The organism is Burkholderia sp. MSMB1589WGS, assembly GCF_001636105.1.
Classification (GTDB): Bacteria; Pseudomonadota; Gammaproteobacteria; order Burkholderiales; family Burkholderiaceae; genus Burkholderia; species Burkholderia humptydooensis.
Genome location: NZ_LNJT01000007.1, coordinates 939,657 through 963,571 on the forward strand (window position 1 = coordinate 939,657; position 23,915 = coordinate 963,571).

The window sequence follows — 23,915 nt, forward strand, 5'->3', positions numbered from 1 at the left end:
TTAAAATCCGACGATTGATTTTCCCGACCGCTCGAAGGAACTCCGTTTCGATGAACCATCTGACGCTCTCGCTGCGCCGCGAACGACGCCTGCTAGTGCTGCTGGGCCTCGTATGCCTCGCGCTTCTCGCCGGCGCGCTTTATCTGCAGTACGTGAAAAACGAGGACCCATGCCCGCTGTGCATCATCCAGCGCTATTTCTTCGTGCTGATCGCGGTGTTCGCGTTCATCGGCGCGGGGGTGACGAGCGGCGCGGGCATCGCGGTGGCCGAGGCGCTCATCGTGCTGTCAGCCGCCGCGGGCGTCGGCACCGCGGCGCGCCACCTGTACGTGCAGCTCAATCCGGGCTTCAGTTGCGGCTTCGACGCGCTGCAGCCCGTCGTCGACAGCCTGCCGCCCGCGCACTGGCTGCCGGGCGTGTTCAAGGTCGCCGGGCTGTGCGAGACCGTCTATCCGCCGATCTTCGGCATCCTGCTGCCCGGCTGGGCGCTGATCGCGTTCGCGCTGATCGTCGTGCCCGTTGCCGTGAGCCTGCTGCGCCACCGCGGCCGGCTGCGCTGATCGGCGTCGGCGCGTCGGCGCGGCGCAATCGCGACGGATTGCGCCGCGCGGCCGTCGCCGCCACTGCTCGTTTTCCCGGGCGCGACGGCCCCGGCGCCGACGCGCCCGCCGGCGCCGCACCCGCCTCCCGCCCCGCCGCGACCCTCGCGGGGCAACGGTTTCCCGCCGCCGGCAACTTCGGCCCGGCGCGCGAATCCTACGTGCATCATGATCGCCGCCGAATAGCCCGCATCATTGCCAGGCCATACCGCCGCTTTTTTGCGGTGCTATCTTCGTTTCCGGATGGCGATCTACGTGCGCGAGGCGGGAGCCTCTCGACCCTGCGTAACGCGCGCCTGATCCGCAATGTCCCGTGGATTCGCCATGACAACGCAAACCATCCGCATGTCCCGCCGCGGCTTCGTCCGCGCCGCCGCTCGTCCTTGCCGCATCGACAACGTTTCCCGCATCGGCTTCGGCCACAGCGAGCAAGCCGGCCGCACGGGCTTCGCGCGCAGCATGCCGTGGGCTCGCGCTGCAATCGCACGTTCGCCGCGCCGCGACATGAAGTGCGCCCGCGCGCGATGCGCGCTTCACGCGGCAACCGCCGCCCGCCCGGCCGCCACGGCCTGATTCACGATCAGGAGAAACGCCGGATGGAAACCTGGCTCACCGACCTGCAGCATCTGCTCGCCCGAGGCGACGCGGCCGTCCTCGTGACGGTCGCGCGCGTCGACGGCTCCGCGCCGCGCGACGCGGGCACGAAGATGCTCGTCACGCGCGAGGCCGCGCGCCACACGATCGGCGGCGGCCATCTCGAATGGAAGGCGATCGAGATCGCTCGACAATTGCTGAAGGAAGGCGCGCACACGCCGCACGCACGCCGGCTCGAACGGCTCGCGCTCGGTCCGAGCCTCGGCCAATGCTGCGGCGGCGCGGTCGTGCTCGCATTCGAGCGGCTCGACATCGCCGATCTCGGCTGGATCACGTCGCTCGCGAAGCGCACGGCGGCGGGCGCGCCAACCGTGCGCAGCGTGTCGTTCGGCCCCGTCCCCGACGCGGTGATGCTGAGCGAGCCCGAACCGGGGTCGGGGCCGAACGCCGCGCGCGCCGACTGCCTGTTGTGGGAGATGGGCGACGCGCCGCTGCTAACCGAGACGATCGCGCCGCACACGTTTTCGGTCGTGCTGTTCGGCGCGGGGCACGTCGGCGCGGCGCTCGTGCGCGTGCTCGGCACGCTGCCCTGCCACGTGCGCTGGGTCGACGAACGCGACGCGCAATTCCCGCCGCCCGACGCGCTCGCGGGCATCCGCAACCTGTCGCTCGACGCGAACGACGCGCCCGACGAAGCGGTCGATGAAGCGCCGCCCGGTGCGTACTTCGTCGTGATGACGCACAATCACGCCCGCGATCTCGAGCTCGCGCACCGGATTCTCGCGCGCGGCGACTACGCGTACTTCGGCATGATCGGCTCGCGCACGAAGCGGATGCAGTTCGAGCACCGGCTCGCCGCGCGCGGCATCGATCCGCTGCAGATCGCGCGGATGCAATGCCCGGTCGGCGTGCCCGGCATCGTCGACAAGGCGCCCGAGGCAATCGCGATCGCCGTCGCCGCGCAGATCCTGCAGACCGTCGACGCGCGCCGCGCGAACGAGCGTGCGGCCGCGTCGCCTTCGCCATCCGGCGCAAGCGCGTGCTGAATCGCCATCATTCAAACCAGGATACGACCACCGACACCACAATGACCCCGACATTCAAAGACAAGATCGCCCGCGCGCCGAAGGCCGAACTGCACATCCACATCGAAGGCTCGCTCGAGCCCGAACTGATCTTCAAGCTCGCGCAGCGCAACGGCGTGAAGCTCGCGTACGAATCGATCGACGCGCTGCGCGCCGCGTACGCGTTCACCGATCTGCAGTCGTTCCTCGACATCTACTACGCAGGCGCAAGCGTGCTCCTCACCGAGCAGGATTTCTACGACATGACGGCCGAGTACGTCGAGCGCGCGCTCGCCGATCACGTCGCGCACGCGGAGATCTTCTTCGATCCGCAGACGCACACCGAGCGCGGCGTGCCGATCGAGACGGTCGTCGCCGGCATCGATCGCGCGCTCGCCGATGCGCAAGCGCGCGGCTTCTCGAGCAAGCTGATCCTGTGCTTCCTGCGCCACCTGTCCGAGGAAGACGCGCTCGCGACATTCGAGGCGGCACTGCCCCTCTTCGAGCGCTACGCGCAGCGCCTCGTCGGCGTCGGCCTCGATTCGTCCGAGCGCGGCAATCCGCCGTCGAAGTTCGCGCGCGTGTTCGCGAAGGCGCGCGAGCGGGGCCTGAAGCTCGTCGCGCACGCGGGCGAGGAAGGCCCGCCCGAATACGTCACGCAAGCGCTCGACGTGCTGAAGGTCGATCGCGTCGATCACGGCGTGCGCAGCGCAGAGGACGCGGCGCTCGTCGCGCGCCTCGCCGGCGAGAAGATCGCGCTCACCGTCTGCCCGCTGTCGAACCTGAAGCTCCGCGTGTTCGACGACCTGACGAAGCACACGCTGAAGGCGCTGCTCGATCGCGGCGTCGCGGTGACGATCAACTCCGACGATCCCGCGTATTTCGGCGGCTACGTCAACGAAAACTACTTCGCGACCGTCGACGCGCTGCAGCTTGGCGAGGCCGACGTCTACACGGTGATCAGGAACGGCTTCGAAGCGTCGTTCGTGAGCGCCGACGAACGCGCGGCGCTGATCGCGAAGCTCGACGCGCACTGGCACGCGGCCTGACAGCCGCACGACGCGCGCGCGCGTTGCGACGCGGCGCGCCCGACGCGAGACTCTGAGGAGAGCTTAACGATGGACCTCTATCAAGGCACCGCCGCGCCCGCGAAACGCTCGGCGCTCGAGCGCCATTTCGGCATCCGCGAGTCCGGCTCGCGGCTGCGCACCGAGATCGTCGCCGGCGTGACGACGTTCCTGACCGCGATGTACATCATCGTCGTGAATCCCGGCATCCTGTCGCAGGCGGGCGTGCCGTTTCCGGCCGCGCTGACGGCGACCGTGATCGTCAGCTTCCTCGGCAGTTGCGCAATGGGCCTGTACGCGCGCAATCCGGTGCTCGTCGCGCCAGGCATGGGCATGAACGCGCTCTTCACGTTCGTGATGGTCCACGGCGGCAAGATGCCCTGGCAGACCGCGCTCGGCTGCGTGTTCTGGGCGGGCGTGCTGTTCGCGGCGCTCGCCGCGTTCAACGCGCGCAAGCTCGTCGTCGACGCGATTCCGGCCAGCCTGCGGCACGCGGTGTCGTGCGGCATCGGCCTGTTCATCAGCCTGATCGGGCTCGTGAACGCGAAGTTCATCGTAGGCGACCCGGTGACGATCGTCCATGCGACGTCGCTCAATCCGGTGATCGTCACGTTTCTCGCCGGCCTCGCGATCACGACCGTGCTCGTCGTGCGCCGCGTGACGGGCGCGCTGATGCTCGGCATCGTCGCGACGACGCTGCTCGCGATCCCGATTGGCCGTGTGTGGGGCGACGGCAGCGCGTACTGGCCCGCCGCGATCGCGACGAAGACGCTCGTCAACTGGAACGGCTTCGTCGCCGCGCCGGACTTCTCGGCGCTCGGCCAGCTCGATCTGCTCGGTTCGCTGAAGTTCGCGTACTGGCCGTTCATCTTCGTGATGCTGTTCACCGCGTTCTTCGACGCACTGTCGACCTTCATGGCGATCTCGGAGGCGGGCAACCTGCGCGATGCCGGCGGCAATCCGCGCAACATCCGCCAGTCGATGATCGTCGACGCGTTCTCGGCCGTCGTGTCGGCGCCGCTCGGCACGAGCCCCGCGAACGCGTACATCGAATCGGCGGCCGGCATCTCGGCGGGCGGCCGCACGGGGCTTGTCGCGGTGATCGCGGGCTTGTGCTTCGTGCCGTTCCTGTTCCTGTCGCCGCTCCTGTCGCTCGTGCCCGCGATCGCGACGGCGCCCGCGCTCGTGCTCGTCGGCGTGTTCATGATGGAATCGATCACGAAGATCGAATGGCACCGCTTCGACGAGGCGATCCCCGCGTTCCTCGCGATGATCCTGATTCCGCTCACGTACTCGATCACCGAAGGCATCGCATACGGTTTTCTCGCGTTCGTCGTGCTGAAGCTCTTCACCGGCCGCCGCCGCGACGTGAAGCCCGCGATGTGGGTGGTCGCCGCGCTGTCGGTGCTGCTCGTCGCGCAGCTCTGATTTCAATCGATACGGATTCCAAACGATGACTCAAACCGCTTTCCGCGCCCGCCTGCTGAGGTTCGACGGCGATCCCGCGCAATCGGACGATGCGATCGCGTACGACGAAGACGGCCTCCTGATCGTCGACGGCGGACGCGTCGTCGCGGCGGGCGCCCATGCGGCGCTCGCGCCGCGTCTCGCCCCCGACGCGACGCTCGTCGAGATGCGCGACAAGCTGATCGTGCCCGGCTTCATCGACACGCACGTCCATTATCCGCAGACCGAAATGATCGCGTCGCCGGCGCCGGGCTTGCTGCCGTGGCTCGACCGCTACACGTTCCCGACCGAGCGGCGCTTCGCCGATTCCGCGCACGCGCGCGACATCGCCGAGTTTTTCCTCGACACCCTGCTCGCGTGCGGCACGACGACGGCGCTCGTCTACTGCACGGTGCACAAGCAGTCAGCCGACGCGTTCTTCGACGCGAGCGACGCGCGCGGCCTGCGAATGGTCGCGGGCAAGGTGCTGATGGACCGCCACTGCCCCGAGTTCCTGCGCGACACCGCGCAATCGGGCTACGACGACAGCGCCGAGCTGATCGCCCGCTGGCACGGCCGCGGCCGGCAGTCGTACGCGCTCACGCCGCGCTTCGCGCCGACGTCGACGCCCGAGCAGCTCGAAGCGTGCGGCGCGCTCGCGAAGCTTCATCCGGACGTGTTCATCCAGAGCCATGTCGCGGAGAATCTCGACGAGATCCGCTGGGCGGCCGAGCTGTTCCCCGAGCGGCGCAGCTATCTCGACGTCTACGATCATTACGGCCTGCTGCGCCGACGCGCGGTCTACGGCCACTGCATCCATCTCGACGACGACGATCGCCGGCGCTTCGCCGAAACGGGCGCGATCGCCGCGCACTGCCCGACGTCGAACCTGTTCCTCGGCAGCGGCCTGTTCGACTTCGATCGCGCGAACGCGCGGCAGATGGCCGTCACGCTCGCGACCGACGTCGGCGGCGGCACGTCGTTCTCGATGCTGCAGACGATGAACGAGGCGCACAAGATCGCGCGGATGACGGGCCATCATCTGAGCGCGACGCGAATGTTCTGGCTCGCGACGGCAGGCGCCGCGCACGCGCTCGACCTCGCGGAGACGATCGGCACGCTCGCGCCGCGCGCGGAGGCGGACTTCGTCGTGCTCGATCCGGCCGCGACGCCGCTGCTCGCGCGCCGCACAGCGCGCGCGGAATCGCTCGAGGAGCTGCTGTTCGCGCTCGCGCTGCTCGGCGACGATCGCGCGGTCTATCGCACGTATGCGGCGGGCCGCTGCGTGCACCGGCGCGACGCCGCCGACGCGGGCTGAGCGCGCGAAGGCCGCCGGGACCGCGGGCCGGCCCGGCGCGGCCCGGCAGGCGGCAGGCGGATCGCAACAATCGCCCCCTTCGTGCAAAAAAGGCGTGCTAGAATCCGCTCCTCATTGGGGAGTAGCCGCTCCGCTCGAGCCGACGCCGCCCGGCGTGCTCGTGACGGGGGCGTCCGTCAACAGACTTGGCCGTCGCGGCCATGGCGGACGCAGCCTGCAGGGCCTGGCGAGACCGATGGTTCACCGCACGCCGCAGATGGGCCCGGCGCGCGGCGAATCGTCGCTCGCGTTCAACCTGGCCCTGGGATATTCGTTCCGTGACTGAAGCCTTCCTGATCTCGACGGGCGCCATCGCCCTCGCCGAAATCGGCGACAAGACCCAACTGCTCTCCCTCGTCCTCGCCGCACGTTACCGCAAGCCGCTGCCGATCATCGCCGGCGTCCTCGCCGCGACCCTGATCAACCACGGCTTCGCCGGCGCGCTCGGCGAGTGGCTCGGCGTCTATCTGACGCCGACGGTGATGCGCTGGGCGCTCGCGATCTCGTTCATCGGGATGGGCTTGTGGACCCTCGTGCCGGACAAGCTCGACGCCGACGAGGCGAACGCGAACCGCTCGCGGCTCGGCGTGTTCGGCGCGACGTTCGTCGCGTTCTTCCTCGCGGAAATGGGCGACAAGACGCAGATCGCGACCGTCGCGCTCGCCGCGCGCTTCCAGGATTACGTGGGCGTCGTCGCCGGCACGACGTTCGGGATGATGCTCGCGAACGTGCCGGCGATCCTGCTCGGCGACCGCTTCGCGCACCGGCTGCCGACGAAGCTCGTTCACGGCATCGCGGCCGTGCTGTTCATCGTGCTCGGCGCGCTCGCGTTCATCCACGGCGACGTATGACGGCGCGAAGGGAACTGCCGGCCCGCCGTCGAGACGTTCGCGCGCCCCGCGCATCGCAGCCGCTCGTCACGGCGGCTGCGGCAACAGCAGCGGCAACGGCCGCGGCAACTGACGGCCGGCTGTCGAACCGGCGTGGCGCCCGGTTCGGCATCGCGCCGTTTCACGGGTTCGCCGCTTCGCCTTTTTCCCGGCTCCCCTTTCACTGCGCCGGCGAGCCGGCTCGCCGATTCGTCGGCTCGCCGTTTCAACGCGCCGGCGCGACGGCTGCGCCGGATGCGGGCGCGGCCGGCACCGTGCGCTCGTTCGACGGCATCGGCGCGGGCGCGCCGTTCTTGTCGACGGGCAGGCGCACCGCGCGCACGGTGCCGTTGCCGAGCGGGAAGTCGGCGAGCGCCGCGCGGGCGAGATACGGCATCGCCTGCAGCAGCGACGAGCCTTCGCCCGCGTTGCGCGCGGCGACGTTATAGACCTCCGTGCCCGTCGCGCGCTCGGTGATCCGGATCTCGAGCGAGCGCTGGAAAATCTGGTAGCTCTGATTCACGTAGCCCGCTGGAAACGGTCCCCATGGACCGTATGGCCCCCACGGGCCGCCGCGCCAGTACGGGCCGGGGCCGAACCACGGGTCGTAGTAGACGGGCTGAGGCACCGACACCCAGTCGCTCTTGATCCCGTACGCGAGCCGGACGAGATAGCGCGCGTCCTTCGTCGGCACGCGCTTGAACGAATAGGTCGACAACTCGTTGCCGACGATCTGCTCATAGGTCGACTGCTCGAGGCTGTTCTGCTGCTCGGCGGTCCGCGCGAACGCGTAGGTGCGCGTCGCGTCGTTGCCGCTCCAGTTCGAGAATGCCGTGACCTGCGTCGTGACGTAGGACGTGCAGCCGGACAGCAGCACGATCAGGGCGCCCGCGACGAGCGCCGTGCCGCGGATGAAGGAAATGCGTTTCATGTTCGTCCTCAGGGTCAATGGCGCCGCGCGGGCTGGCCGGGCGGCGCGATGACCGGATCATACGCCGTCGCGCCGACGCCGCGCCGATATGACGAAGACCGCCCGCGCCGCCGAAAAGTTCGTCCCGCGCGCCTTGCGCAAAGGCTTTGTACAATGGGCCCTTGCCGCCGCGCCGCCCGCCCGGCGCGTGTCCATACTTTTCCTACGCCCACGATCGCCATGTCCGACATCGCCGCTCCCTCCGCCGTGATCCGCCGCAGCGACTACACGCCGCCTGCGTTCCTGATCGATACCGTCGCGCTCGAGTTCGATCTCGAGCCGGCGCGCACGATCGTCAAGAACACGATGCGCGTGCGCCGCAACCCGGACGCCGCGCCCGCGCCGCACTTCGAGCTGATGGGCGAGGCGCTCGCGTTCGCCGGCGCGCGTCTCGACGGCAAGCCGTACGACGCGGTGCGCGTGCACGAGCATGGCCTCGCCGTCGAGAACGTGCCCGACGCGTTCGAGCTGACGATCGAGAGCGCGTGCGCGCCCGAATCGAACACGACGCTCTCGGGCCTGTACGTATCGAGCGGCAACTTCTTCACGCAGTGCGAGGCGGAAGGCTTCCGGCGCATCACCTACTTCGTCGACCGTCCGGACGTGATGGCGTCGTACACGGCCACGCTGCGCGCCGACAAGGCCGCGTATCCGGTGCTGCTGTCGAACGGCAATCTCGTCGATTCCGGCGATCTGCCGAACGGCCGCCACTTCGCGAAGTGGGAAGACCCGTTCAGGAAGCCGAGCTATCTGTTCGCGCTCGTCGCGGGCACGCTCGTCAAGCTCGAGGAGACGATCAAATCGGCGAGCGGCAAGGACAAGCTCCTTCAGGTGTGGGTCGAGCCGCAGGATCTCGACAAGACCCGCCACGCGATGGATTCGCTGATCCATTCGATCCGCTGGGACGAACGGCGCTTCGGCCTCGAACTCGATCTCGACCGCTTCATGATCGTCGCCGTCGGCGACTTCAACATGGGCGCGATGGAAAACAAGGGGCTCAACATCTTCAACACGAAGTACGTGCTCGCGAATCCGGAGACGGCGACCGACGTCGACTTCGCGAACGTCGAATCGGTCGTCGGCCACGAGTATTTCCACAACTGGACGGGCAACCGCGTGACCTGCCGCGACTGGTTCCAGTTGAGCCTGAAGGAAGGCCTCACCGTGTTCCGCGACCAGGAATTCTCGGCCGACATGTCGGCGGGCGCCGAAGACGACGACGCCGCGCGCGCGGTCAAGCGCATCGAGGACGTGCGCGTGCTGCGCCAGCTTCAGTTCGCCGAGGACGCGGGCCCGATGGCGCATCCGGTGCGGCCCGAGAGCTACGTCGAGATCAACAACTTCTACACGATGACCGTCTACGAGAAAGGCGCGGAAGTCGTGCGGATGTACCAGACGCTGTTCGGCCGCGACGGCTTCCGCAAGGGGATGGACCTGTACTTCCGGCGTCATGACGGACAAGCCGTCACGTGCGACGACTTCCGCCACGCGATGGCCGACGCGAACGGCCGCGATCTCGCGCTGTTCGAGCGCTGGTACAGCCAGGCGGGCACCCCGCGCGTGACGGTTCGCACCGCTTACGACGCCGCCGCGAAGCGCTACGCGGTGACGCTGCGGCAAGGCTACGGCGACACCTCGCCCGCCGCACGCGACACGCAGGAGGGGCCGCTCCTGATCCCGTTCGCGATCGGCCTGATCGGCGCCGACGGCCGCGACCTGCCGCTGCGCCTCGACGGCGAAGCGGCCGCGTCGGGCACGACGCGCGTGCTCGAGCTGACCGAGACCGAGACGACGTTCACGTTCGCCGACATCGACGAAGCGCCGCTGCCGTCGCTGCTGCGCAATTTCTCGGCGCCCGTGATCGTCGAATACGACTACCGCGACGACGAGCTCGCGTTCCTGCTCGCGCACGACAGCGATCCGTTCAACCGCTGGGAGGCGGGCCAGCGCCTCGCGACGCGCGCGCTGCTCACGCTCGCCGCGCGCGCGGCCGCGCAGCAGCCGCTCGCGCTCGACGACGCGTTCGTCGCCGCGTTCAGGCGCGTGCTGACGGACGACACGCTGTCGCCCGCGTTCCGCGAGCTCGCGCTCACGCTGCCGTCGGAGGCCTACCTCGCCGACCAGATGACGCAAGCCGATCCGGCCGCCGTCCATCGCGCGCGCCAGTTCGTGCGCCGCCAGCTCGCGACCGCGCTCGCCGCCGACTGGCTCGCGGTCTACGAGCGCCATCAGACGCCGGGCGCGTATGCGCCGACGCCCGACGACGCGGGCCGCCGCGCACTGAAGAACCTCGCGCTCGCCTACCTCGCCGAGCTCGACGAGCCGGCCGACGCGATCCGTCTCGCCACCGCGCAATACGACGCCTCGAACAACATGACGGACCGCGCGTCCGCGCTCGTCGCGCTGCTGTCGGCGGCGACCGCGTCGGCCGACGCCGCGCGCGACGCCGATCGCGCGCTCGACGATTTCTATCGCCGCTTCGAGAAGGAAGCGCTCGTGATCGACAAGTGGTTCTCGATGCAGGCGACGCGGCGCGGCACGCCCGAGCATCCGACGCTCGACCTCGTGCGCAGGCTGCTCGCGCATCCGGCGTTCAACCTGAAGAATCCGAACCGCGCGCGCTCGCTGATCTTCGGCTTCTGCACGGCGAATCCCGCGCAGTTCCATGCGGCCGACGGCTCGGGCTATGCATTCTGGGCCGACCAGGTGCTCGCGCTCGACGCGCTCAATCCGCAGGTCGCCGCGCGGCTCGCGCGCGCGCTCGAGCTGTGGCGCCGCTTCACGCCGGCGCTGCGCGACAGGATGCGCGACGCGCTCGAACGCGTCGCCGCGAACGCGCAGTCGCGCGACGTGCGGGAGATCGTCGAGAAGGCGCTCGCCTGACGGACGATGCGGGCGGCCGCGGCTCTTTTCCCGGCGGCCGCGGACGAACGAGCCGGCATCGCGCCATGCGATGCCGGCTTTCTTATCGGACCGTATTCGATCGAACCCAGCCGAATCGCGTCAGGCCAGCGCCGTCTGCTCGACCGTCTGCCGCACGCGCTTCGCCGCGTCGACCATCGCCGTGAGCGCCGCGTCGACCTGCCCCCACTCGCGCGTCTTCAGCCCGCAGTCCGGATTCACCCACAGGCGCTGCGCCGGAATCCGCTCGAGCGCGAGCAGGATGAGCCGCTCGATCTCGTCCGAGTGCGGCACGCGCGGCGAATGGATGTCGTAGACGCCCGGCCCGATCTCGTTCGGATACTCGAACGTCTCGAACGCGTCGAGCAGCTCCATGTTCGAGCGGGTTGTCTCGATCGAGATCACGTCCGCGTCGAGCGCCGCGATCGACGGCAGGATGTCGCCGAACTCCGAATAGCACATGTGCGTGTGGATCTGCGTCGCGTCCGCGACGCCCGACGCCGCGATCCTGAACGCGCGCACCGCCCACTCCAGATACGCGGCGCGATCGCGCGCCTTCAGCGGCAATCCCTCGCGCAGCGCCGGCTCGTCGATCTGGATCATCCCGATGCCGGCCTTCTCGAGATCGAGCGTCTCCTGCCGCAGCGCGAGCGCGATCTGCAGCGCCGTCGTCGCGCGCGGCTGGTCGTCGCGCACGAACGACCATTGCAGCATCGTCACGGGCCCCGTCAGCATCCCCTTCACCGGCTTCGTCGTCAGGCTCTGCGCATACGACGCCCAGCCCACCGTCATTGGCTCCGGCAGATAGACGTCGCCATAGACGAGGGGCGGCTTCACGCAGCGCGAACCATAGCTCTGCACCCAGCCGTTGCTCGTGATCGCGAAGCCCCACAGCAGCTCGCCGAAGTATTCGACCATGTCGTTGCGCTCCGCCTCGCCGTGCACGAGCACGTCGAGGCCGTACGCGAGCTGCTTGTCGATCGCGATGCGCACCTGCTCGCGCATCGCCTCCAGATAGCCGAGGTGATCGAGCACGCCCTGCTTGAACGCGGCGCGCGCGCGGCGGATCTCCGGCGTCTGCGGGAACGAGCCGATCGTCGTCGTCGGCAGCGGCGGCAAGTCGAAGCGCGCGCGCTGCGCGGCCGCGCGCGCCGGATACGCGCTCGCGCGGCGCGCGTCGGCGTCGTTCAGCGCCGCGACGCGGCGCTTGACGAGCGGATTGTGGATGCGCGCCGACGTGCGGCGCGCGGCCGCCGCCGCAGCAGCGGCGTCGAACTCCGCCGCGACCGCCGCGCGCCCCTTCACGAGCGCGTCGCGCAGCGCCGCGACCTCGCGCGTCTTCTGCGCCGCGAACGCGAGCCACGCCTTCAGCTCGTCGTCGAGCTTCGGCTCGTGCGCGAGATCGACGGGCGCGTGCAGCAACGAGCAGCTCGTCGCGACCCACAGCCGCTCGCCGAGCGCGTCGCGCACCGGCGCGAGCCGCGCGAGCGAGCGGTCGAGGTCGTTGCGCCACACGTTGCGGCCGTCGACGATGCCGCACGACAGCACCTTGTCGGCCGGATAATCCGCGACGAATGCGTCGAGCTGCGCGTCGCCGCGCACGAGGTCGATGTGCAGGCCCGCGACGGGCAGCGCCTTCAGCCGCGCCGCGTGCTCGCTCGCGTCGTCGAAGTACGTCGCGACCAGCAGCTTCGGCGCGCCGGGCGCGAGCGCTTCGTACGCGGGCTGCGCCGCGTCGCGCCACGCGGCGGGCAGATCGAGCGCGAAGATCGGCTCGTCGATCTGCACCCAGTCGACACCCTCTTCCTTCAGCCGTGCGAGCAGCGCGCGATACGCGGGCACGAGGCGCGGCAGCAGATCGAGACGCTCGGCGAGCCCGTCGCGCGCCTTGCCGAGCCAGAGCAGCGTGAGCGGGCCGACGAGCGCCGCCTTCGCGCGGTGGCCGAGCGCGCGCGCTTCGCGCACCTCGTCGAAGAGCCACTCGACGCCCGGCCCGAACGTCGTCGCGGGCGAATACTCGGGCACCAGGTAGTGGTAGTTCGTATCGAACCACTTCGTCATTTCCATCGCCGGCTGAGCGGCGTTGCCGCGGGCGGCCGCGAAGTGATCGGCGAGCGTGAGCGCGCGCGCGTCGAAGCCGAAGCGCGGCGGCAGGCCGCCGACATGCGCGAGCGTCGTCAGCACGTGGTCGTACCACGCGAAATCGCCAACCGTCACGCAGTCGAGCCCGGCGTCGCGCTGCGTGCGCCAGTGCGCGGCGCGCAGCGCGCGGCCGGTGTCGACGAGCGCGCGCTCGGCGTCGGCCGACGCACCGTCGCGCCAGTAGCGTTCGAGGGCGAACTTCAGTTCCCGTTGCGCGCCGATGCGCGGAAAACCCAGGATATGTGCGGTGCTCATCTCGATCCTCCAGAAGTGACCAGCAGTATCGGATTTGCCCTATCATTACTCAAACGAAAGTTTTTGCCGAACAACATGAATATTTTTCAACTTCAAACCCTGCGACGCGCACTGCGATGATCCGCTCCCCGCTCGAATTCCGGCATCTGCAGACGCTCGTCGCGCTGCGCGATACCGGCAACCTGTCGCGCGCCGCGCAGGTGCTGTGCCTCACGCAGTCGGCGCTGTCGCATCAGTTGAAGGCGCTCGAGACGCACTTCGGGCTGCCGCTCTTCGTGCGCAAGTCCGCGCCGCTCACGTTCACCGCGGCCGGCAAGCGGCTGCTCGCGCTCGCCGAGCAGGTCGTGCCCGCGATCGAGGAAGCCGAGCGCGACATCGCGCGCCTCGCGCTCGGCACGGGCGGCGCGCTGCGGATCGCGGTCGAATGCCATACCTGCTTCGACTGGCTGATGCCCGCGATGGACGCGTTCCGGCAGCGCTGGCCGGAAGTCGAGCTCGACATCGTGTCGGGCTTTCACGCGGACCCGATCGGCCTCCTACACCAGGACCGCGCGGATCTCGCGATCGTCGCCGAGGCCGACGCCGACGAAGCGGTCGACTATCACCCGCTCTTTCGCTTCCAGATCGTCGGGCTCGTCGGCAACGACCACGCGCTCGCGCAAAAACCGTCGCTTGCGGCCGCCGACTTCGGCGACGAAACGCTCATCACGTACCCGGTGCCCGACGAGATGCTCGACATCGTCCGGCAGGTGCTGAAGCCCGCCGGCATCGAGCCGAAGCGGCGCACGTCGGAGCTGACGATCGCGATCCTGCAGCTCGTCGCGAGCCGGCGCGGCGTCGCGGCACTGCCGCTGTGGGCGGTCGCGACCTACCTCGACAAGCGTTACGTGAGCGCGCGCCCGGTGCTGCGCGCCGACGGCTCGACGCTGTCGGGCGAGCTCTACGCGGCGACGCTGCCCGCGTTCTCGACGCGCGCGTACGCGGCCGACTTCGTCGCGACGATGCGCGAGACGAGCGCGGCGTCGCTGCCCGAGATCGAGCTGCTGTAGGCGGCGCGCCGCCCGCCGCTTGCGGCCCGTTTTCGCCGAAAAACCGTCTGCCACGGGTCGCGACGGGTAAAATCGAGCCTATTCCTATCCCAACATCCAACGCATTCTTCAGCCTCTCGGAGTTCCCCATGTCCATTACCCGACGCACCACGCTGTCCAAGTATCTGATCGAGCAGCAGCGTGAGACCCACAACCTCCCCGCCGACCTGCGCCTGTTGATCGAAGTGGTCGCGCGCGCGTGCAAGGCGATCAGCTACAACGTGAGCAAGGGCGCGCTGGGCGATGCGCTCGGCACGGCCGGCAGCGAGAACGTCCAGGGCGAGGTGCAGAAGAAGCTCGACATCCTGTCGAACGAGATCCTGCTCGACGCGAACGAATGGGGCGGCAATCTCGCCGCGATGGCGTCGGAGGAAATGGAGACGTTCTTCCCGATCCCGGAAAATTACCCGCGCGGCGAATACCTGCTCGTGTTCGATCCGCTCGACGGCTCGTCGAACATCGACGTGAACGTGTCGATCGGCACGATCTTCTCGGTGCTGCGCTGCCCGGACGGCCAGTTGGCGACCGAGCAGTCGTTCCTGCAGCCGGGCACCGAGCAGGTCGCGGCAGGCTACGCGGTGTACGGCCCGCAGACCGTATTCGTGCTGACGACGGGCAACGGCGTGAACTGCTTCACGCTCGACCGCGAAGTCGGCTCGTGGGTGCTCACGCAGAGCAACCTGCGGATTCCGGAGGACACGCGCGAATATGCGATCAACGCGTCGAACGCGCGCCACTGGTACGACCCGGTGAAGCGCTACGTCGACGAGCTGAACGCAGGCGCCGAAGGCCCGCGCGGCGAGAACTTCAACATGCGCTGGATCGCGTCGATGGTCGCCGACGTGCACCGGATCCTGAACCGCGGCGGCGTCTTCATGTACCCCGCCGACAAGCGCACGCCGGATCGTCCGGGCAAGCTGCGGCTGATGTACGAGGCGAATCCGATGTCGTTCATCGTCGAGCAGGCGGGCGGCGCGGCGACGACGGGCCTGCAGCGGATCCTCGACGTGCAGCCGACGGGCCTGCACCAGCGCGTGCCGGTGATTCTCGGCTCGAAGAACGAAGTCGAGCGCGTCGCGCGCTATCACCAGGAAGCGCAGTCTTGACGCACGACCGAGGGCGTCGGGGCGCCGCCGTCGGCACCGCCCTGCCGCATCCGGCGCGCTCCGTTCGATGTGCACTCGTCGAATGACGGCGAACCGGCGCGAATCGGCGCGAATCGGTTGCGCGAAATATCGACGAATCGGGCCGTTATCCGCGCGGCAAAAAACATCGATTTTTTTTCGCCAACCCTCTTGCCAAGCCTCCAGTAGCTCCCTATAATTTCATTTCTTTGTTGCCGGTGTAGCTCAGTTGGTAGAGCAGCGCATTCGTAATGCGAAGGTCGTAGGTTCGACTCCTATCTCCGGCACCAACAGATTCAAGGGCTGCGATGCGAAAGCATCGCAGCCCTTTTCATTTATCGATCCGATCAAGCCCGCCCATGCGGCCCGATCCGCAAGACACGTCGAAGCTTCCGCCTCTGTCGGCGTTGCGCACATTCGAAGCGTCCGCGCGCGGCGACAGCCTCGCCGAAGCCGCGCGTCATCCTCATGTCACGGTCGCGAGCAGCGGCAGGATCGACAGCCGCGTTCTCCTCACGACAACCGTCGTCGCGCTCCAAGCGATACCGGACAGCAGTCCGAACCAATCGCCGATAACGGTCCCGAATAAAGCAGCGCCGTCACGTGGCTCGACGTCGTTGGCGCGATGCCAGCGCGATCGCAATCGATCGCCCCGCCTTCGACATGTTTCAACTCAAGCGCACTTGCGCGTTCATTCGTCCGCCTGAACGGTGCCGTACCGCACTGTGCGCATGCCCACCGTCGGCTACCGTCAAAACCATTCGCTGCGCCGCCGCACGCGCGCCGCTCGCAACGCAGCGCGTCATCGCAAGCCAATCGGGCACACGTTTTCTTACGCTTTTATTTCAATGCGCGCATCGGCATTCGTCCGGCAAAAAATATTTGGTCAATCCGGACGGGATGCGTAACATTACTTAACGATCCTGACCCGCCTATTGCAGTAAATTGCGTGTGCGACGCTCCGGGATCGGCGTGCGATCCGCGTCACGTCACAGGTAGCGCCCGACGTCGGCTCATTCGTGGGAACCAACAAAGGAGAGGACCACCATGGCTCATGGCTTGATTATGTGGCTCATCATCGGCGCAATCGCCGGCTGGCTCGCCGGCCTGCTCGTGAAGGGCGGCGGCTTCGGGCTGCTCGTGGACATCATCGTCGGCATCGTCGGCGCCGTCATCGGCGGCTGGCTCGCCGGCATTCTCGGCATTCACATCGGCGGCGGCTTCATCAGCTCGGTGATCGTCGCCGTCATCGGCGCAGTCATCCTGCTGTTCGTGATCCGGCTATTCAAGCGAGCCTGACGTATAACGACGTTGCCCGGCGCGCCGCATGGCCGCCGGGCGCTTTCTCGCCGTCCCCTCGCCTTTCTCGCGGCCGCGCGCCGCGTTCTTCTGCATTCCGGATCGCTTACTCGCGCCGACGACCTTCGCCTCCCCACCGATCGTCAGGAATCCCGATGTTGCAGCCAAGCATCGAGCACGGCCGGCGTGAGCAAGCCGCTCTTCGCGCGCCGCGTGCCGTCCGCGCCGATCCACAGCGTGCGCGGCAGTTCGCCACGCCACGCCGGATCGAGCGCCGCACGCAATCGTTCCGGCATCGGCTCCGCGTTCGCGTATTGCCTGACCGTCGCGGGCAGTTGCATCTGCGCGAGCGCGCCGGCGAGCGCCTGCGCGTGCTCGTCGAGCGAGTCGAGCGCGACGAGTGCGATGCGCACCTGCGGATGCCGCCGCTGCCATTCGACGAGATGCACGGCGTTCTCGCGGCAGTAGCCGCAGTCGAGCGACCACACTTCGACGACGAGCGGCGCACCGCTTCCGCTCGCATAGAGCGATGCGACCTCCGACGCGCGCAGCGGCTGCGGCGCCGGCGCTTCTCCCGCGACGCCCGACGCGACAATCGCGAACGCAGCGAGTGCGAAAACCATCCGTTTCATTGCTGCGCCTCCACGTCGATCAATCGATAGCCGTCGTTGCGCGTGCGCCATGACAGATAGATGCGTCCGCGGTCGGCCAGCAGTTGCGGGTTGTCGCTCGCGCCCGACGTGTACGCGAGCGTGCGCGGCGCGCTCCAGTGCATGCCGCCGTCGTCCGACCGGCGCAGCCTGATGCGCATCGTGTCGCCGTCGAACGCCTTCCACGCGAGCCATAGCGTGTCGCGCTGCGCGACGAGTGCCGCATGCGACGCCTGTTCGTTCGGCGCCGCCGGATCGTCGCCGAACGCGAGCGGCGTGCCGAGCGGCGCGCCGCTCGCATCGAGTCGCGAATAGAACACGTCTGCCTTGCCGTCGACGACGCCGAACCATGCGAGATGCCGCACGCCATCCGTCGTGATCGCGAGCGCAGGCCCGTGATCCGGGCACGCCTCGACATGCCAGTTCGAGAATGTCGCGCGCACGGGCTCGACCGCGCGGTCCGCCGACGCGGGCAGCACCGCCACCGCATGATCGCGGATCTGGCCTGGGAACACGTTGCGCCACGCGGCCTGCACGCGGCCGCCGGCATCGATCGCCATCGCGATCCGGCAGCATTCGCACGTGTGGTCGCTCACCTTGCGTTCCGGCTCGAACGTCGCGCCGCCGTCGGTCGACACCGCGTAGTAGATCGCCGCGCCGTCGTACGAACGCCCCGCCCGGTGCGCCGCGACGAGATCCCGCTTGTCGATCCACGCGACGAAGATGCGGCCTTGCGGATCGATCGTCAGCATGTCGAAACGATGTGTGATCGCCTGCCGGTCGCGATGCACGGTGACGGGCACCGACCACGTCGCGCCGCCGTCGAGCGAGCGCGAGAAGCGCACCATCCCGGTGTAAGGCGCATCGAGCGGCATCGACCACGTGACGTAGATCGCGCGCCCGTCCGGGCTCGCGGCGATCTTCGGCCGGTTCTCTGCGCTCGTGTAGACCGGTTCGGGCAGCGCGTTGACCGTCGCGGGCGCGCTCAGCGTGCGCCCGGCGTCGTCCGAATGCGCGACGACGACATGCTGCCCTTCGACCCACGCGACCCACAGCCGATGACGCGCATCGAATGCGGCTCCCGTCGCGAGCGGCGCCTTCTGCGCCGCGCCGGCCGGCGCAGCGTCCATCTCCATGTGCGCAGCATGCGCGGACGATACGCCCGCGGCCGGCTGCGCGTCGTGCGCGAGCGCACCGCGCGCGAACGCAACAAGCGCGACGAGCGCGACGCCCGCCGATCGATGCTTCATAGCGACCATTTCAACTCTCCATAAAAAGTGCGGCCCGGATAAGGATGGAACACGTAGTAGCGGCGATCGGTCACGTTGTCGATGCCGAACGACGCGAGCCAGTGCCGATCGAACCGGTAGCGCGCCTTCAGGTCGACGACCGCATACGAGCTGGTGCCGCCGTACACGTTCGGATTCACGTCGCTGTTGTCGAGCGCGTTGTACTGCCGCCCCGAATAGCGAACGCCGACGCTCGTCATCCAGTGCTCGTCGAAGCGGTACGACGCGAGCAGGTTCGCGCGCATCCGCGGAATCCTCGGCCAGCGCGCGCCGACGTAGTTCGGGTTCGCCGCGTCGGCGAGCGTCTGCGCATTCGTCGCGGACACGTTCGCGTCGACGTCGAGTCCCCTGATTGCGACGTCCTGCCCCGAGAACGCGAGCTCGACGCCGCGCACCCGCACGCGGTCGACATTCGAGATGTTCGTGTACGTCGAAGCGCCCGCGAGCGTCGTCTGGCTGTAGATCGATTGGCGCAGATCGCTCTGGAACACGCTCGCGCGCACGACGCCGAAGCCCACGTCGCGCTCGGCCGTGAAGTCCCAGTCGATCGCCTTTTCCGGCTGCAGGTTCGGGTTGTTGTTGACGATCGCGTTGTTCGAGATCGTGCCCTGGAACAGCTCGGCGACGGTCGGAAAACGCGTGCCCGTCGCGAACGACAACCTCAAGCGCCACGCATCCGCCGGCCGCCATTCGAGCGAGAGCTTCGGCGAGAACGCGGTCGCGCCGCGGTCCGCATAGCCGAGCGTCGCGCTCGCGTTGCCGAGCTCGCCTCCATACGCGTCCCACCGCTCGTAGCGCAGGCCGAGCGTCGCGAGCCAGCCGGGCGCGAAACGCCACGCGTCCTGCGCATACAGCGCCTGCGTGCGCGTGTTGCCGCGATAGCGGTTCGCGAGCGTCGTCGGCACGGCGTTTTGCCAATCCGCCGTGTTGTAGGTCGCGTTGCGCAGGAAATAAGCGTCGAAGTGATAGCCGAACGAAAAGCGGTGCCCACGCGCGTCGGGCGACTCCGCGCGCAAGTCGACGGTGCGCCAGCCGGTGCCGTCGCCGCGGAACACCGTTCCAGGCCCGCCGTCCCATGCGCCGGGCGGCGCGCTCGACGCGCTGCGCAGCACGTCGCGCGACACCTCGTATGCGGACGCGGTCGCCGACAGTTTCCAGCCGGACGCGAGACGCGCGTCGAGCCCGAGGCCGTACAGCCAGTTCTCCTGATCGCCGTTCTGCGGCGCGAACGCGGTGGGCGACACCGTGTAATTGCGCCCGCCGAACGACACGTTGCCGCCGTACACCGGATTACCCGCCGCGTCGCGCAGCAGCGTGTCGCCGTGCTGCCGGTAGTGGTTCTCCCAATGGCCGAGCGTGACCGTCGCGTCGACGTGGTCGGTGAACGCATAGCCGAAGCGCAGCGTTTCGTTGAGCTGCTCGGTGCGCTCGATCGTCTGCGCGCCGACGATTGTCCGCGGCCGCCCGTTCGGGCCGATGTCGGAAACGGCGCCCGTCACCGGCACGCTCGCGCCGAGCCTCGGATCGAACGCGCCGTTCGGGCTCGCGTATTGCATCGGCTGGCTGTCGTTTTCGAGCCGGTCGAGCGACAGCGCGTACCAGAAGCGCCCGACGCGGTCGGCGATGCGCGCGGTCTGGTGATTGCCGCCGAAGCTGTCGGCAAAACCATAGCCATCGTGATAGCGCTGCGTGAAGAACTGCGTCGACACCGACGCCTCGAGCCGATCCGGCTTGCGCGTCGTGATCTGCACGGTCGAGCCGATCGCGTTGCCCGGGTAGAGCGCGGAGAACGGGCCGTACAGCACGTCGACGCGCGCGACGTCGTCGGGCTGGATCAACGACCAGCGCGGCGGATACGAATAGCTGGAGCCGAGCAGATTGGACAGCAGGATGCCGTCCGCGTAGACGAGTCCGCGCGCGCTCTGCAACTCGTTGAAGTCGCGGCCGGCAAACACGGAGTTGCGATCGCCGATATAGCGCCGGCGCACCATCAGGTTCGGCGCGTACTTGAGCGCGTCTTCGGTCGTCACGTTGACGTGCGAATCGATCTGCTCGCGCGTGAGCGTCTCGACGACGCCGGGCGTGCCGGGCGCGAATGCGGGGCGCGGCGCGGTAATCCTGACGACATCCAGGGTCTTTCCGGATGCGGCCGGCTCGGCGACGGCGGACGTTGAATCGGCAGGGACGGCGGCGCCCGTCGTGGCGGCGTGGGCGGCGGGCCAGGCGAACGCCGCAGCGCACGCGGCCGCGAGCCGCCTGCGCGCGACATGCGCGGCAAGTTCATTAGACATGGAAAAGCGAATCCTGAAACGTGGTCGGCGGATCGCCGCGCGGGCGAACGCGCGCCGCGCCTGTCTTCAAGGAAGAACGGGCACGACGCCGGACGTCGCGCGCACGACGACGCTCACGCGTGGCGATGCGCGAGCGGGCTGCGGAAATCAGACCGGGACGGTTTCAGGCGGAGCGCGCGGCTGCGCGATGCGCACGCCGCGGCGAAAGAAGACGGCGGGCCGCTCGGCGCGGTTTGCATACACGAACGCGCGGACGAAGCGGGGCAACACGGGCGCGCTCGAGCCGAGCGCGACATTCGCGGCGAAGCCGGGACAGTAGACGCAATGCGCGGCGTGCGCGAGCGAACCGTCGTCCTGGCGCGTCGCCCCGCCGCTGCCGATGACGACGCGCTGCGCGCCCGCTGCGCTGCACAATTCGAGCGCGAACGGCACGTCGTGCGCGTTCGCGGCGGCGCGCGCATAGCCGATGACGGGCGACAGTACATTGAGTACCAGCGCCAGCCAGACGAGGCTCAACCATCGCGTCGAACGTTTCATCGCAGTTTGGGGAAAAGAGGCGCGCAGTATAACAAGGCGGTTCGCGATCGCGCTTCGAAGGAGGCGCATCCGTGCGGGATCACGCGTTGCTGCACATCAACGCAAACGCATGTGCTGTTTAAGCAACAGAGACAAAATCTAACGATTGAACACTGGCATAAAGCAAAGCTCGCGTTCGATAATTGTCTCACCAAGGAGAGAAATCATGGACGAAAGGCCCACCCGCATTCCGCCTCCCGAGAAAGTGATGAGCCCGGACCCTGAGCCCGTGGCCGTCGAGTTTCTCGCCGAGTTGCCCGAGCACGTGCGCGCGTTCTTCGACGAGCAGCGCAAGCTGTGCTCACCGAAATGACCGTGCATCCGCTGGCGGCACGTGCGGGCCGGTGAATCGTCGCGTGTCCGCGAACGCTTTCGTGTGCCCCACCACTTCGCCGTCCCGGCAAGCCGCACGGAATCCGGCCCGCCATCGTGAGCCGGGTCGAGGTTGTTGCGTCCGCTGATCTCCCGCTTGCGCCACGTCGCTGCGCAACGTCTTCGCTTATTCTTCTGTTTTTTCCATCGCCCGGTTCCCGCACGCCGGCATTGTCATTTTTCGCCATGAAACAGTCGCTTCGCGCAAGCCTGGCCGCCGCCTTGCTCGGCTGCGCCGTGCTGAGCGCGCCCCGCATCGCCGCCGCCGACGGTGACGACACCGCGCTCACGAACCTCGTCGCGCTCGCGTCGCAGCGCCTTGCGCTTGCCGAACCCGTCGCTCACTGGAAATGGATCAACAGGAAGCCGATCTCGGACCCGCCGCGCGAAGCGGCGCTCCTGGCCGACGTCGAGAAGCGCGCGACGGCGAACGGCGTCGATCCCGCGTACGCCCGCGCGTTCTTCGACGACCAGATCGCGGCGAGCAAGCAGGTGCAGAACACGCTCTTCGCGACATGGCGCGCAACGCACGGCCCCGAAGGCCCGGCGCCCGATCTGGCGACGAGCACGCGGCCGCAGCTCGACCGGCTCACGCAATCGCTGATCGCCGCGCTCGCGCGCGTCGCGCCGCTGCGCGATGCGCCGGATTGTCCGTCGCGCCTCGCACGCAGCATCGCGAACTGGAAGACCTTGACGCGCTACGACTCCGGTCAGAAGGACGCGCTCGGCACCGCACTGTCGCACGTCTGCACGGCGGGCAGCGCCAGCGCCGTCGGCTAGGCTGCGGCAGGCGCGGCGCCCGCGAGCGGAATCAGCTCGAGCCCGCGCGCGAGATGCGTCTGCAGAATGCGGCGCACCGCCGGCGCGGCGTCCGACACGCCCTCGCCCGCCGCGCGCGCATCGGCCGCGAGCGCCGCCGCCTGCTCGAGCGACGATGCCGCGCCGACGTAGCGCCAACGGTCGACCACATGGAAGACGCTCGACTCGCCGCGCTCCTCGAACGCGACCGGCCCATCGAACGGCCAGTGCGCCTCGCCCGCGGCGCTCCGGTCCGGCCGCCGGTTGAACGACGGCGCGAGCGACGCGATCCAGTCCGCCTCGGCCAGCAGCGCGCCGAGCTCGCCGCCCGTCTCGCGCCATTCGACGCGCCGAACCAGTTGAGCGAGCCGCATGTCTTTCGCCGAGCGTCGCTCGCCCATCAGCAGCGCGCGCAACCGCTGGCGGACCCGAACGCTGCGACCGACATAGAGCGGCGCATCGTCGTCGCCGAACAGCGCGTAGACGCCGCAGCCAGCGGGCGCGCTTTCCAGATGCGCTTCCGTCAACTCCCCGGCGAGCCTGAACCGGCGCGTCGTGCGCGCGATCTGCTCGCGCAGCCGCTCGGCGGGTATCGCGTCGTGCAATTTTTGCCAGAACTGCCAGATGAGATCGGCGTCGGCAAGCGCCCGGTGGCGCGCCGACGGCGCGAGCGCGTGCCGCTCGATCAGCGCGTCGAGCCCGTGGCGCGACTCGCGCGGAAAAAGCGCGCGCGACAGCCGCACCGTGCAAAGCACGTCGGGATTGAACGCGACGCCCGCGCGCTCGAACTCCGCGCGCAGGAAGCCGCGGTCGAAGCTCGCGTTGTGCGCGACGAAGAGTTTGCCGTCGAGCCGCTCGAACAACGCGGACGCGATGTCGGCGAACGTCGGCGCGCCGCGCACCATCGCGTCGGTGATGCCCGTGAGTTGCTGGATGAACGGTGGAATCGGCTGCCGCGGATCGACGAGCGTCGTCCACGTCGACACGTGGTTCGCATTCACGACGACGACGCCGATTTCGGTGATGCGATGCTCGGCGGCCGAGCCGCCGGTGGTTTCGAGGTCGACGAACGCGAGCGGCGTGTCGATCGCGGGATGAAGCAGCGGCGAGGCGGACATGGATGGGCGGACGGCGCTTCGTATTGTGTCGGACGGAGCCGGGAGA

Annotated in this window: 21 protein-coding genes, 1 tRNA gene and 1 riboswitch; of the genes, 14 read left to right on the forward strand and 8 right to left on the reverse strand. The window is 68.7% G+C overall.

From position 1 onward, the window contains the following. Window positions 1-50 precede the first annotated feature (50 nt). From WT16_RS12275 to WT16_RS12300, 7 genes are all read left to right on the forward strand, one after another. Entirely contained in the window at window positions 51-560 is a 510-nt protein-coding gene (locus WT16_RS12275; protein WP_006025647.1) for a disulfide bond formation protein B, read from the forward strand. A gap of 363 nt (window positions 561-923) precedes the next feature. Further along, window positions 924-1,172: a hypothetical protein gene (locus WT16_RS34395; protein WP_197486471.1), complete on the forward strand. Its 249-nt coding sequence runs from the start codon at window positions 924-926 to the stop codon at window positions 1,170-1,172. 23 nt (window positions 1,173-1,195) lie between these two features. Beyond that, window positions 1,196-2,239, forward strand: a complete 1,044-nt coding sequence (gene xdhC, locus WT16_RS12280) for a xanthine dehydrogenase accessory protein XdhC (protein WP_015601934.1) — start codon at window positions 1,196-1,198, stop codon at window positions 2,237-2,239. A gap of 41 nt (window positions 2,240-2,280) precedes the next feature. After that, on the forward strand, window positions 2,281-3,306 hold the full coding sequence (locus WT16_RS12285) for an adenosine deaminase (protein ID WP_006025644.1): 1,026 nt from the start codon (window positions 2,281-2,283) through the stop codon (window positions 3,304-3,306). A gap of 69 nt (window positions 3,307-3,375) precedes the next feature. Then, on the forward strand, window positions 3,376-4,752 hold the full coding sequence (locus WT16_RS12290; protein WP_063533421.1) for an NCS2 family permease: 1,377 nt from the start codon (window positions 3,376-3,378) through the stop codon (window positions 4,750-4,752). A 25-nt stretch (window positions 4,753-4,777) separates the two neighbouring features. Then, window positions 4,778-6,088, forward strand: coding sequence for a guanine deaminase (guaD, locus tag WT16_RS12295; protein WP_006025642.1), 1,311 nt, complete (start codon window positions 4,778-4,780; stop codon window positions 6,086-6,088). 104 nt (window positions 6,089-6,192) lie between these two features. Beyond that, a riboswitch (yybP-ykoY riboswitch) is annotated at window positions 6,193-6,344 on the forward strand. A 61-nt stretch (window positions 6,345-6,405) separates the two neighbouring features. Beyond that, complete coding sequence (locus WT16_RS12300) at window positions 6,406-6,978, forward strand: TMEM165/GDT1 family protein (protein WP_006025640.1); 573 nt, start codon at window positions 6,406-6,408, stop codon at window positions 6,976-6,978. A gap of 244 nt (window positions 6,979-7,222) precedes the next feature. Here the strand turns inward: WT16_RS12300 and WT16_RS12305 are convergent, their stop codons facing one another. Both WT16_RS12305 and WT16_RS35610 read right to left on the reverse strand, forming a co-directional pair. Next, window positions 7,223-7,927 (reverse strand): DUF4136 domain-containing protein, encoded by a 705-nt coding sequence (locus WT16_RS12305; protein ID WP_063533422.1) that lies wholly within the window; start codon window positions 7,925-7,927, stop codon window positions 7,223-7,225. 57 nt (window positions 7,928-7,984) lie between these two features. Then, window positions 7,985-8,122 carry a branched-chain amino acid ABC transporter ATP-binding protein gene (locus tag WT16_RS35610; RefSeq protein WP_075644773.1) on the reverse strand — a complete coding sequence of 46 codons (138 nt, stop codon included), beginning with the start codon at window positions 8,120-8,122 and terminating at the stop codon, window positions 7,985-7,987. A 24-nt stretch (window positions 8,123-8,146) separates the two neighbouring features. On the opposite strand from WT16_RS35610, the gene pepN reads away from it, so the two are divergent. Continuing rightward, complete coding sequence (gene pepN, locus WT16_RS12310; RefSeq protein ID WP_063533423.1) at window positions 8,147-10,849, forward strand: aminopeptidase N; 2,703 nt, start codon at window positions 8,147-8,149, stop codon at window positions 10,847-10,849. 120 nt (window positions 10,850-10,969) lie between these two features. Here the strand turns inward: pepN and metE are convergent, their stop codons facing one another. Beyond that, window positions 10,970-13,264, reverse strand: a complete 2,295-nt coding sequence (gene metE / locus WT16_RS12315; RefSeq protein WP_063533424.1) for a 5-methyltetrahydropteroyltriglutamate--homocysteine S-methyltransferase — start codon at window positions 13,262-13,264, stop codon at window positions 10,970-10,972. Window positions 13,265-13,380: 116 nt separating this feature from the next. On the opposite strand from metE, the gene WT16_RS12320 reads away from it, so the two are divergent. From WT16_RS12320 to WT16_RS12335, 4 genes are all read left to right on the forward strand, one after another. Beyond that, complete coding sequence (locus WT16_RS12320) at window positions 13,381-14,313, forward strand: LysR family transcriptional regulator (protein WP_006025636.1); 933 nt, start codon at window positions 13,381-13,383, stop codon at window positions 14,311-14,313. A gap of 128 nt (window positions 14,314-14,441) precedes the next feature. Continuing rightward, window positions 14,442-15,458 (forward strand): class 1 fructose-bisphosphatase, encoded by a 1,017-nt coding sequence (locus WT16_RS12325; RefSeq protein WP_006025635.1) that lies wholly within the window; start codon window positions 14,442-14,444, stop codon window positions 15,456-15,458. 232 nt (window positions 15,459-15,690) lie between these two features. Further along, window positions 15,691-15,766, forward strand: a tRNA-Thr gene (locus tag WT16_RS12330). 757 nt (window positions 15,767-16,523) lie between these two features. Next, window positions 16,524-16,775 (forward strand): GlsB/YeaQ/YmgE family stress response membrane protein, encoded by a 252-nt coding sequence (locus WT16_RS12335; RefSeq protein WP_004197795.1) that lies wholly within the window; start codon window positions 16,524-16,526, stop codon window positions 16,773-16,775. A 143-nt stretch (window positions 16,776-16,918) separates the two neighbouring features. On the opposite strand, the gene WT16_RS12340 is transcribed toward WT16_RS12335, so the two are convergent. From WT16_RS12340 to WT16_RS12355, 4 genes are all read right to left on the reverse strand, one after another. Beyond that, the gene (locus WT16_RS12340) at window positions 16,919-17,407 is read right to left on the reverse strand and encodes a hypothetical protein (RefSeq protein WP_063533425.1); all 489 of its coding nucleotides are present in this window, start codon (window positions 17,405-17,407) and stop codon (window positions 16,919-16,921) included. Further along, window positions 17,404-18,684: a sialidase family protein gene (locus WT16_RS12345; protein WP_063533426.1), complete on the reverse strand. Its 1,281-nt coding sequence runs from the start codon at window positions 18,682-18,684 to the stop codon at window positions 17,404-17,406. The genes WT16_RS12340 and WT16_RS12345 overlap by 4 nt, the downstream gene beginning before the upstream one ends. Then, window positions 18,672-21,005, reverse strand: a complete 2,334-nt coding sequence (locus tag WT16_RS12350; protein WP_063533427.1) for a TonB-dependent receptor — start codon at window positions 21,003-21,005, stop codon at window positions 18,672-18,674. The genes WT16_RS12345 and WT16_RS12350 overlap by 13 nt, the downstream gene beginning before the upstream one ends. Before the next feature lie 147 nt (window positions 21,006-21,152). Continuing rightward, window positions 21,153-21,542, reverse strand: a complete 390-nt coding sequence (locus WT16_RS12355; protein ID WP_015600174.1) for a DUF2946 domain-containing protein — start codon at window positions 21,540-21,542, stop codon at window positions 21,153-21,155. A gap of 205 nt (window positions 21,543-21,747) precedes the next feature. Between WT16_RS12355 and WT16_RS34400 the strand changes: the two genes are divergently transcribed. Next, a complete protein-coding gene (locus tag WT16_RS34400; RefSeq protein WP_006025628.1) occupies window positions 21,748-21,894 on the forward strand; it encodes a hypothetical protein in 147 nt (48 codons plus the stop codon). Window positions 21,895-22,139: 245 nt separating this feature from the next. Beyond that, the gene (locus WT16_RS12360; protein ID WP_015601943.1) at window positions 22,140-22,733 is read left to right on the forward strand and encodes a chorismate mutase; all 594 of its coding nucleotides are present in this window, start codon (window positions 22,140-22,142) and stop codon (window positions 22,731-22,733) included. On the opposite strand, the gene WT16_RS12365 is transcribed toward WT16_RS12360, so the two are convergent. Beyond that, window positions 22,730-23,869: an exonuclease domain-containing protein gene (locus WT16_RS12365; RefSeq protein WP_063533428.1), complete on the reverse strand. Its 1,140-nt coding sequence runs from the start codon at window positions 23,867-23,869 to the stop codon at window positions 22,730-22,732. The genes WT16_RS12360 and WT16_RS12365 overlap by 4 nt on opposite strands. Between the last annotated feature and the right edge of the window lie 46 nt (window positions 23,870-23,915).

Coding starts and splice junctions, on each gene's coding strand:
- WT16_RS12275 (WP_006025647.1), top strand. CDS start 51: ATGAACCATCTGACGCTCTCGCTGCGCCGCGAACGACGCCTGCTAGTG.
- WT16_RS34395 (WP_197486471.1), top strand. CDS start 924: ATGACAACGCAAACCATCCGCATGTCCCGCCGCGGCTTCGTCCGCGCC.
- xdhC (WP_015601934.1), top strand. CDS start 1,196: ATGGAAACCTGGCTCACCGACCTGCAGCATCTGCTCGCCCGAGGCGAC.
- WT16_RS12285 (WP_006025644.1), top strand. CDS start 2,281: ATGACCCCGACATTCAAAGACAAGATCGCCCGCGCGCCGAAGGCCGAA.
- WT16_RS12290 (WP_063533421.1), top strand. CDS start 3,376: ATGGACCTCTATCAAGGCACCGCCGCGCCCGCGAAACGCTCGGCGCTC.
- guaD (WP_006025642.1), top strand. CDS start 4,778: ATGACTCAAACCGCTTTCCGCGCCCGCCTGCTGAGGTTCGACGGCGAT.
- WT16_RS12305 (WP_063533422.1), bottom strand. CDS start 7,927: ATGAAACGCATTTCCTTCATCCGCGGCACGGCGCTCGTCGCGGGCGCC.
- WT16_RS35610 (WP_075644773.1), bottom strand. CDS start 8,122: ATGGACACGCGCCGGGCGGGCGGCGCGGCGGCAAGGGCCCATTGTACA.
- pepN (WP_063533423.1), top strand. CDS start 8,147: ATGTCCGACATCGCCGCTCCCTCCGCCGTGATCCGCCGCAGCGACTAC.
- metE (WP_063533424.1), bottom strand. CDS start 13,264: ATGAGCACCGCACATATCCTGGGTTTTCCGCGCATCGGCGCGCAACGG.
- WT16_RS12320 (WP_006025636.1), top strand. CDS start 13,381: ATGATCCGCTCCCCGCTCGAATTCCGGCATCTGCAGACGCTCGTCGCG.
- WT16_RS12325 (WP_006025635.1), top strand. CDS start 14,442: ATGTCCATTACCCGACGCACCACGCTGTCCAAGTATCTGATCGAGCAG.
- WT16_RS12335 (WP_004197795.1), top strand. CDS start 16,524: ATGGCTCATGGCTTGATTATGTGGCTCATCATCGGCGCAATCGCCGGC.
- WT16_RS12340 (WP_063533425.1), bottom strand. CDS start 17,407: ATGAAACGGATGGTTTTCGCACTCGCTGCGTTCGCGATTGTCGCGTCG.
- WT16_RS12345 (WP_063533426.1), bottom strand. CDS start 18,684: ATGGTCGCTATGAAGCATCGATCGGCGGGCGTCGCGCTCGTCGCGCTT.
- WT16_RS12350 (WP_063533427.1), bottom strand. CDS start 21,005: ATGTCTAATGAACTTGCCGCGCATGTCGCGCGCAGGCGGCTCGCGGCC.
- WT16_RS12355 (WP_015600174.1), bottom strand. CDS start 21,542: ATGAAACGTTCGACGCGATGGTTGAGCCTCGTCTGGCTGGCGCTGGTA.
- WT16_RS34400 (WP_006025628.1), top strand. CDS start 21,748: ATGGACGAAAGGCCCACCCGCATTCCGCCTCCCGAGAAAGTGATGAGC.
- WT16_RS12360 (WP_015601943.1), top strand. CDS start 22,140: ATGAAACAGTCGCTTCGCGCAAGCCTGGCCGCCGCCTTGCTCGGCTGC.
- WT16_RS12365 (WP_063533428.1), bottom strand. CDS start 23,869: ATGTCCGCCTCGCCGCTGCTTCATCCCGCGATCGACACGCCGCTCGCG.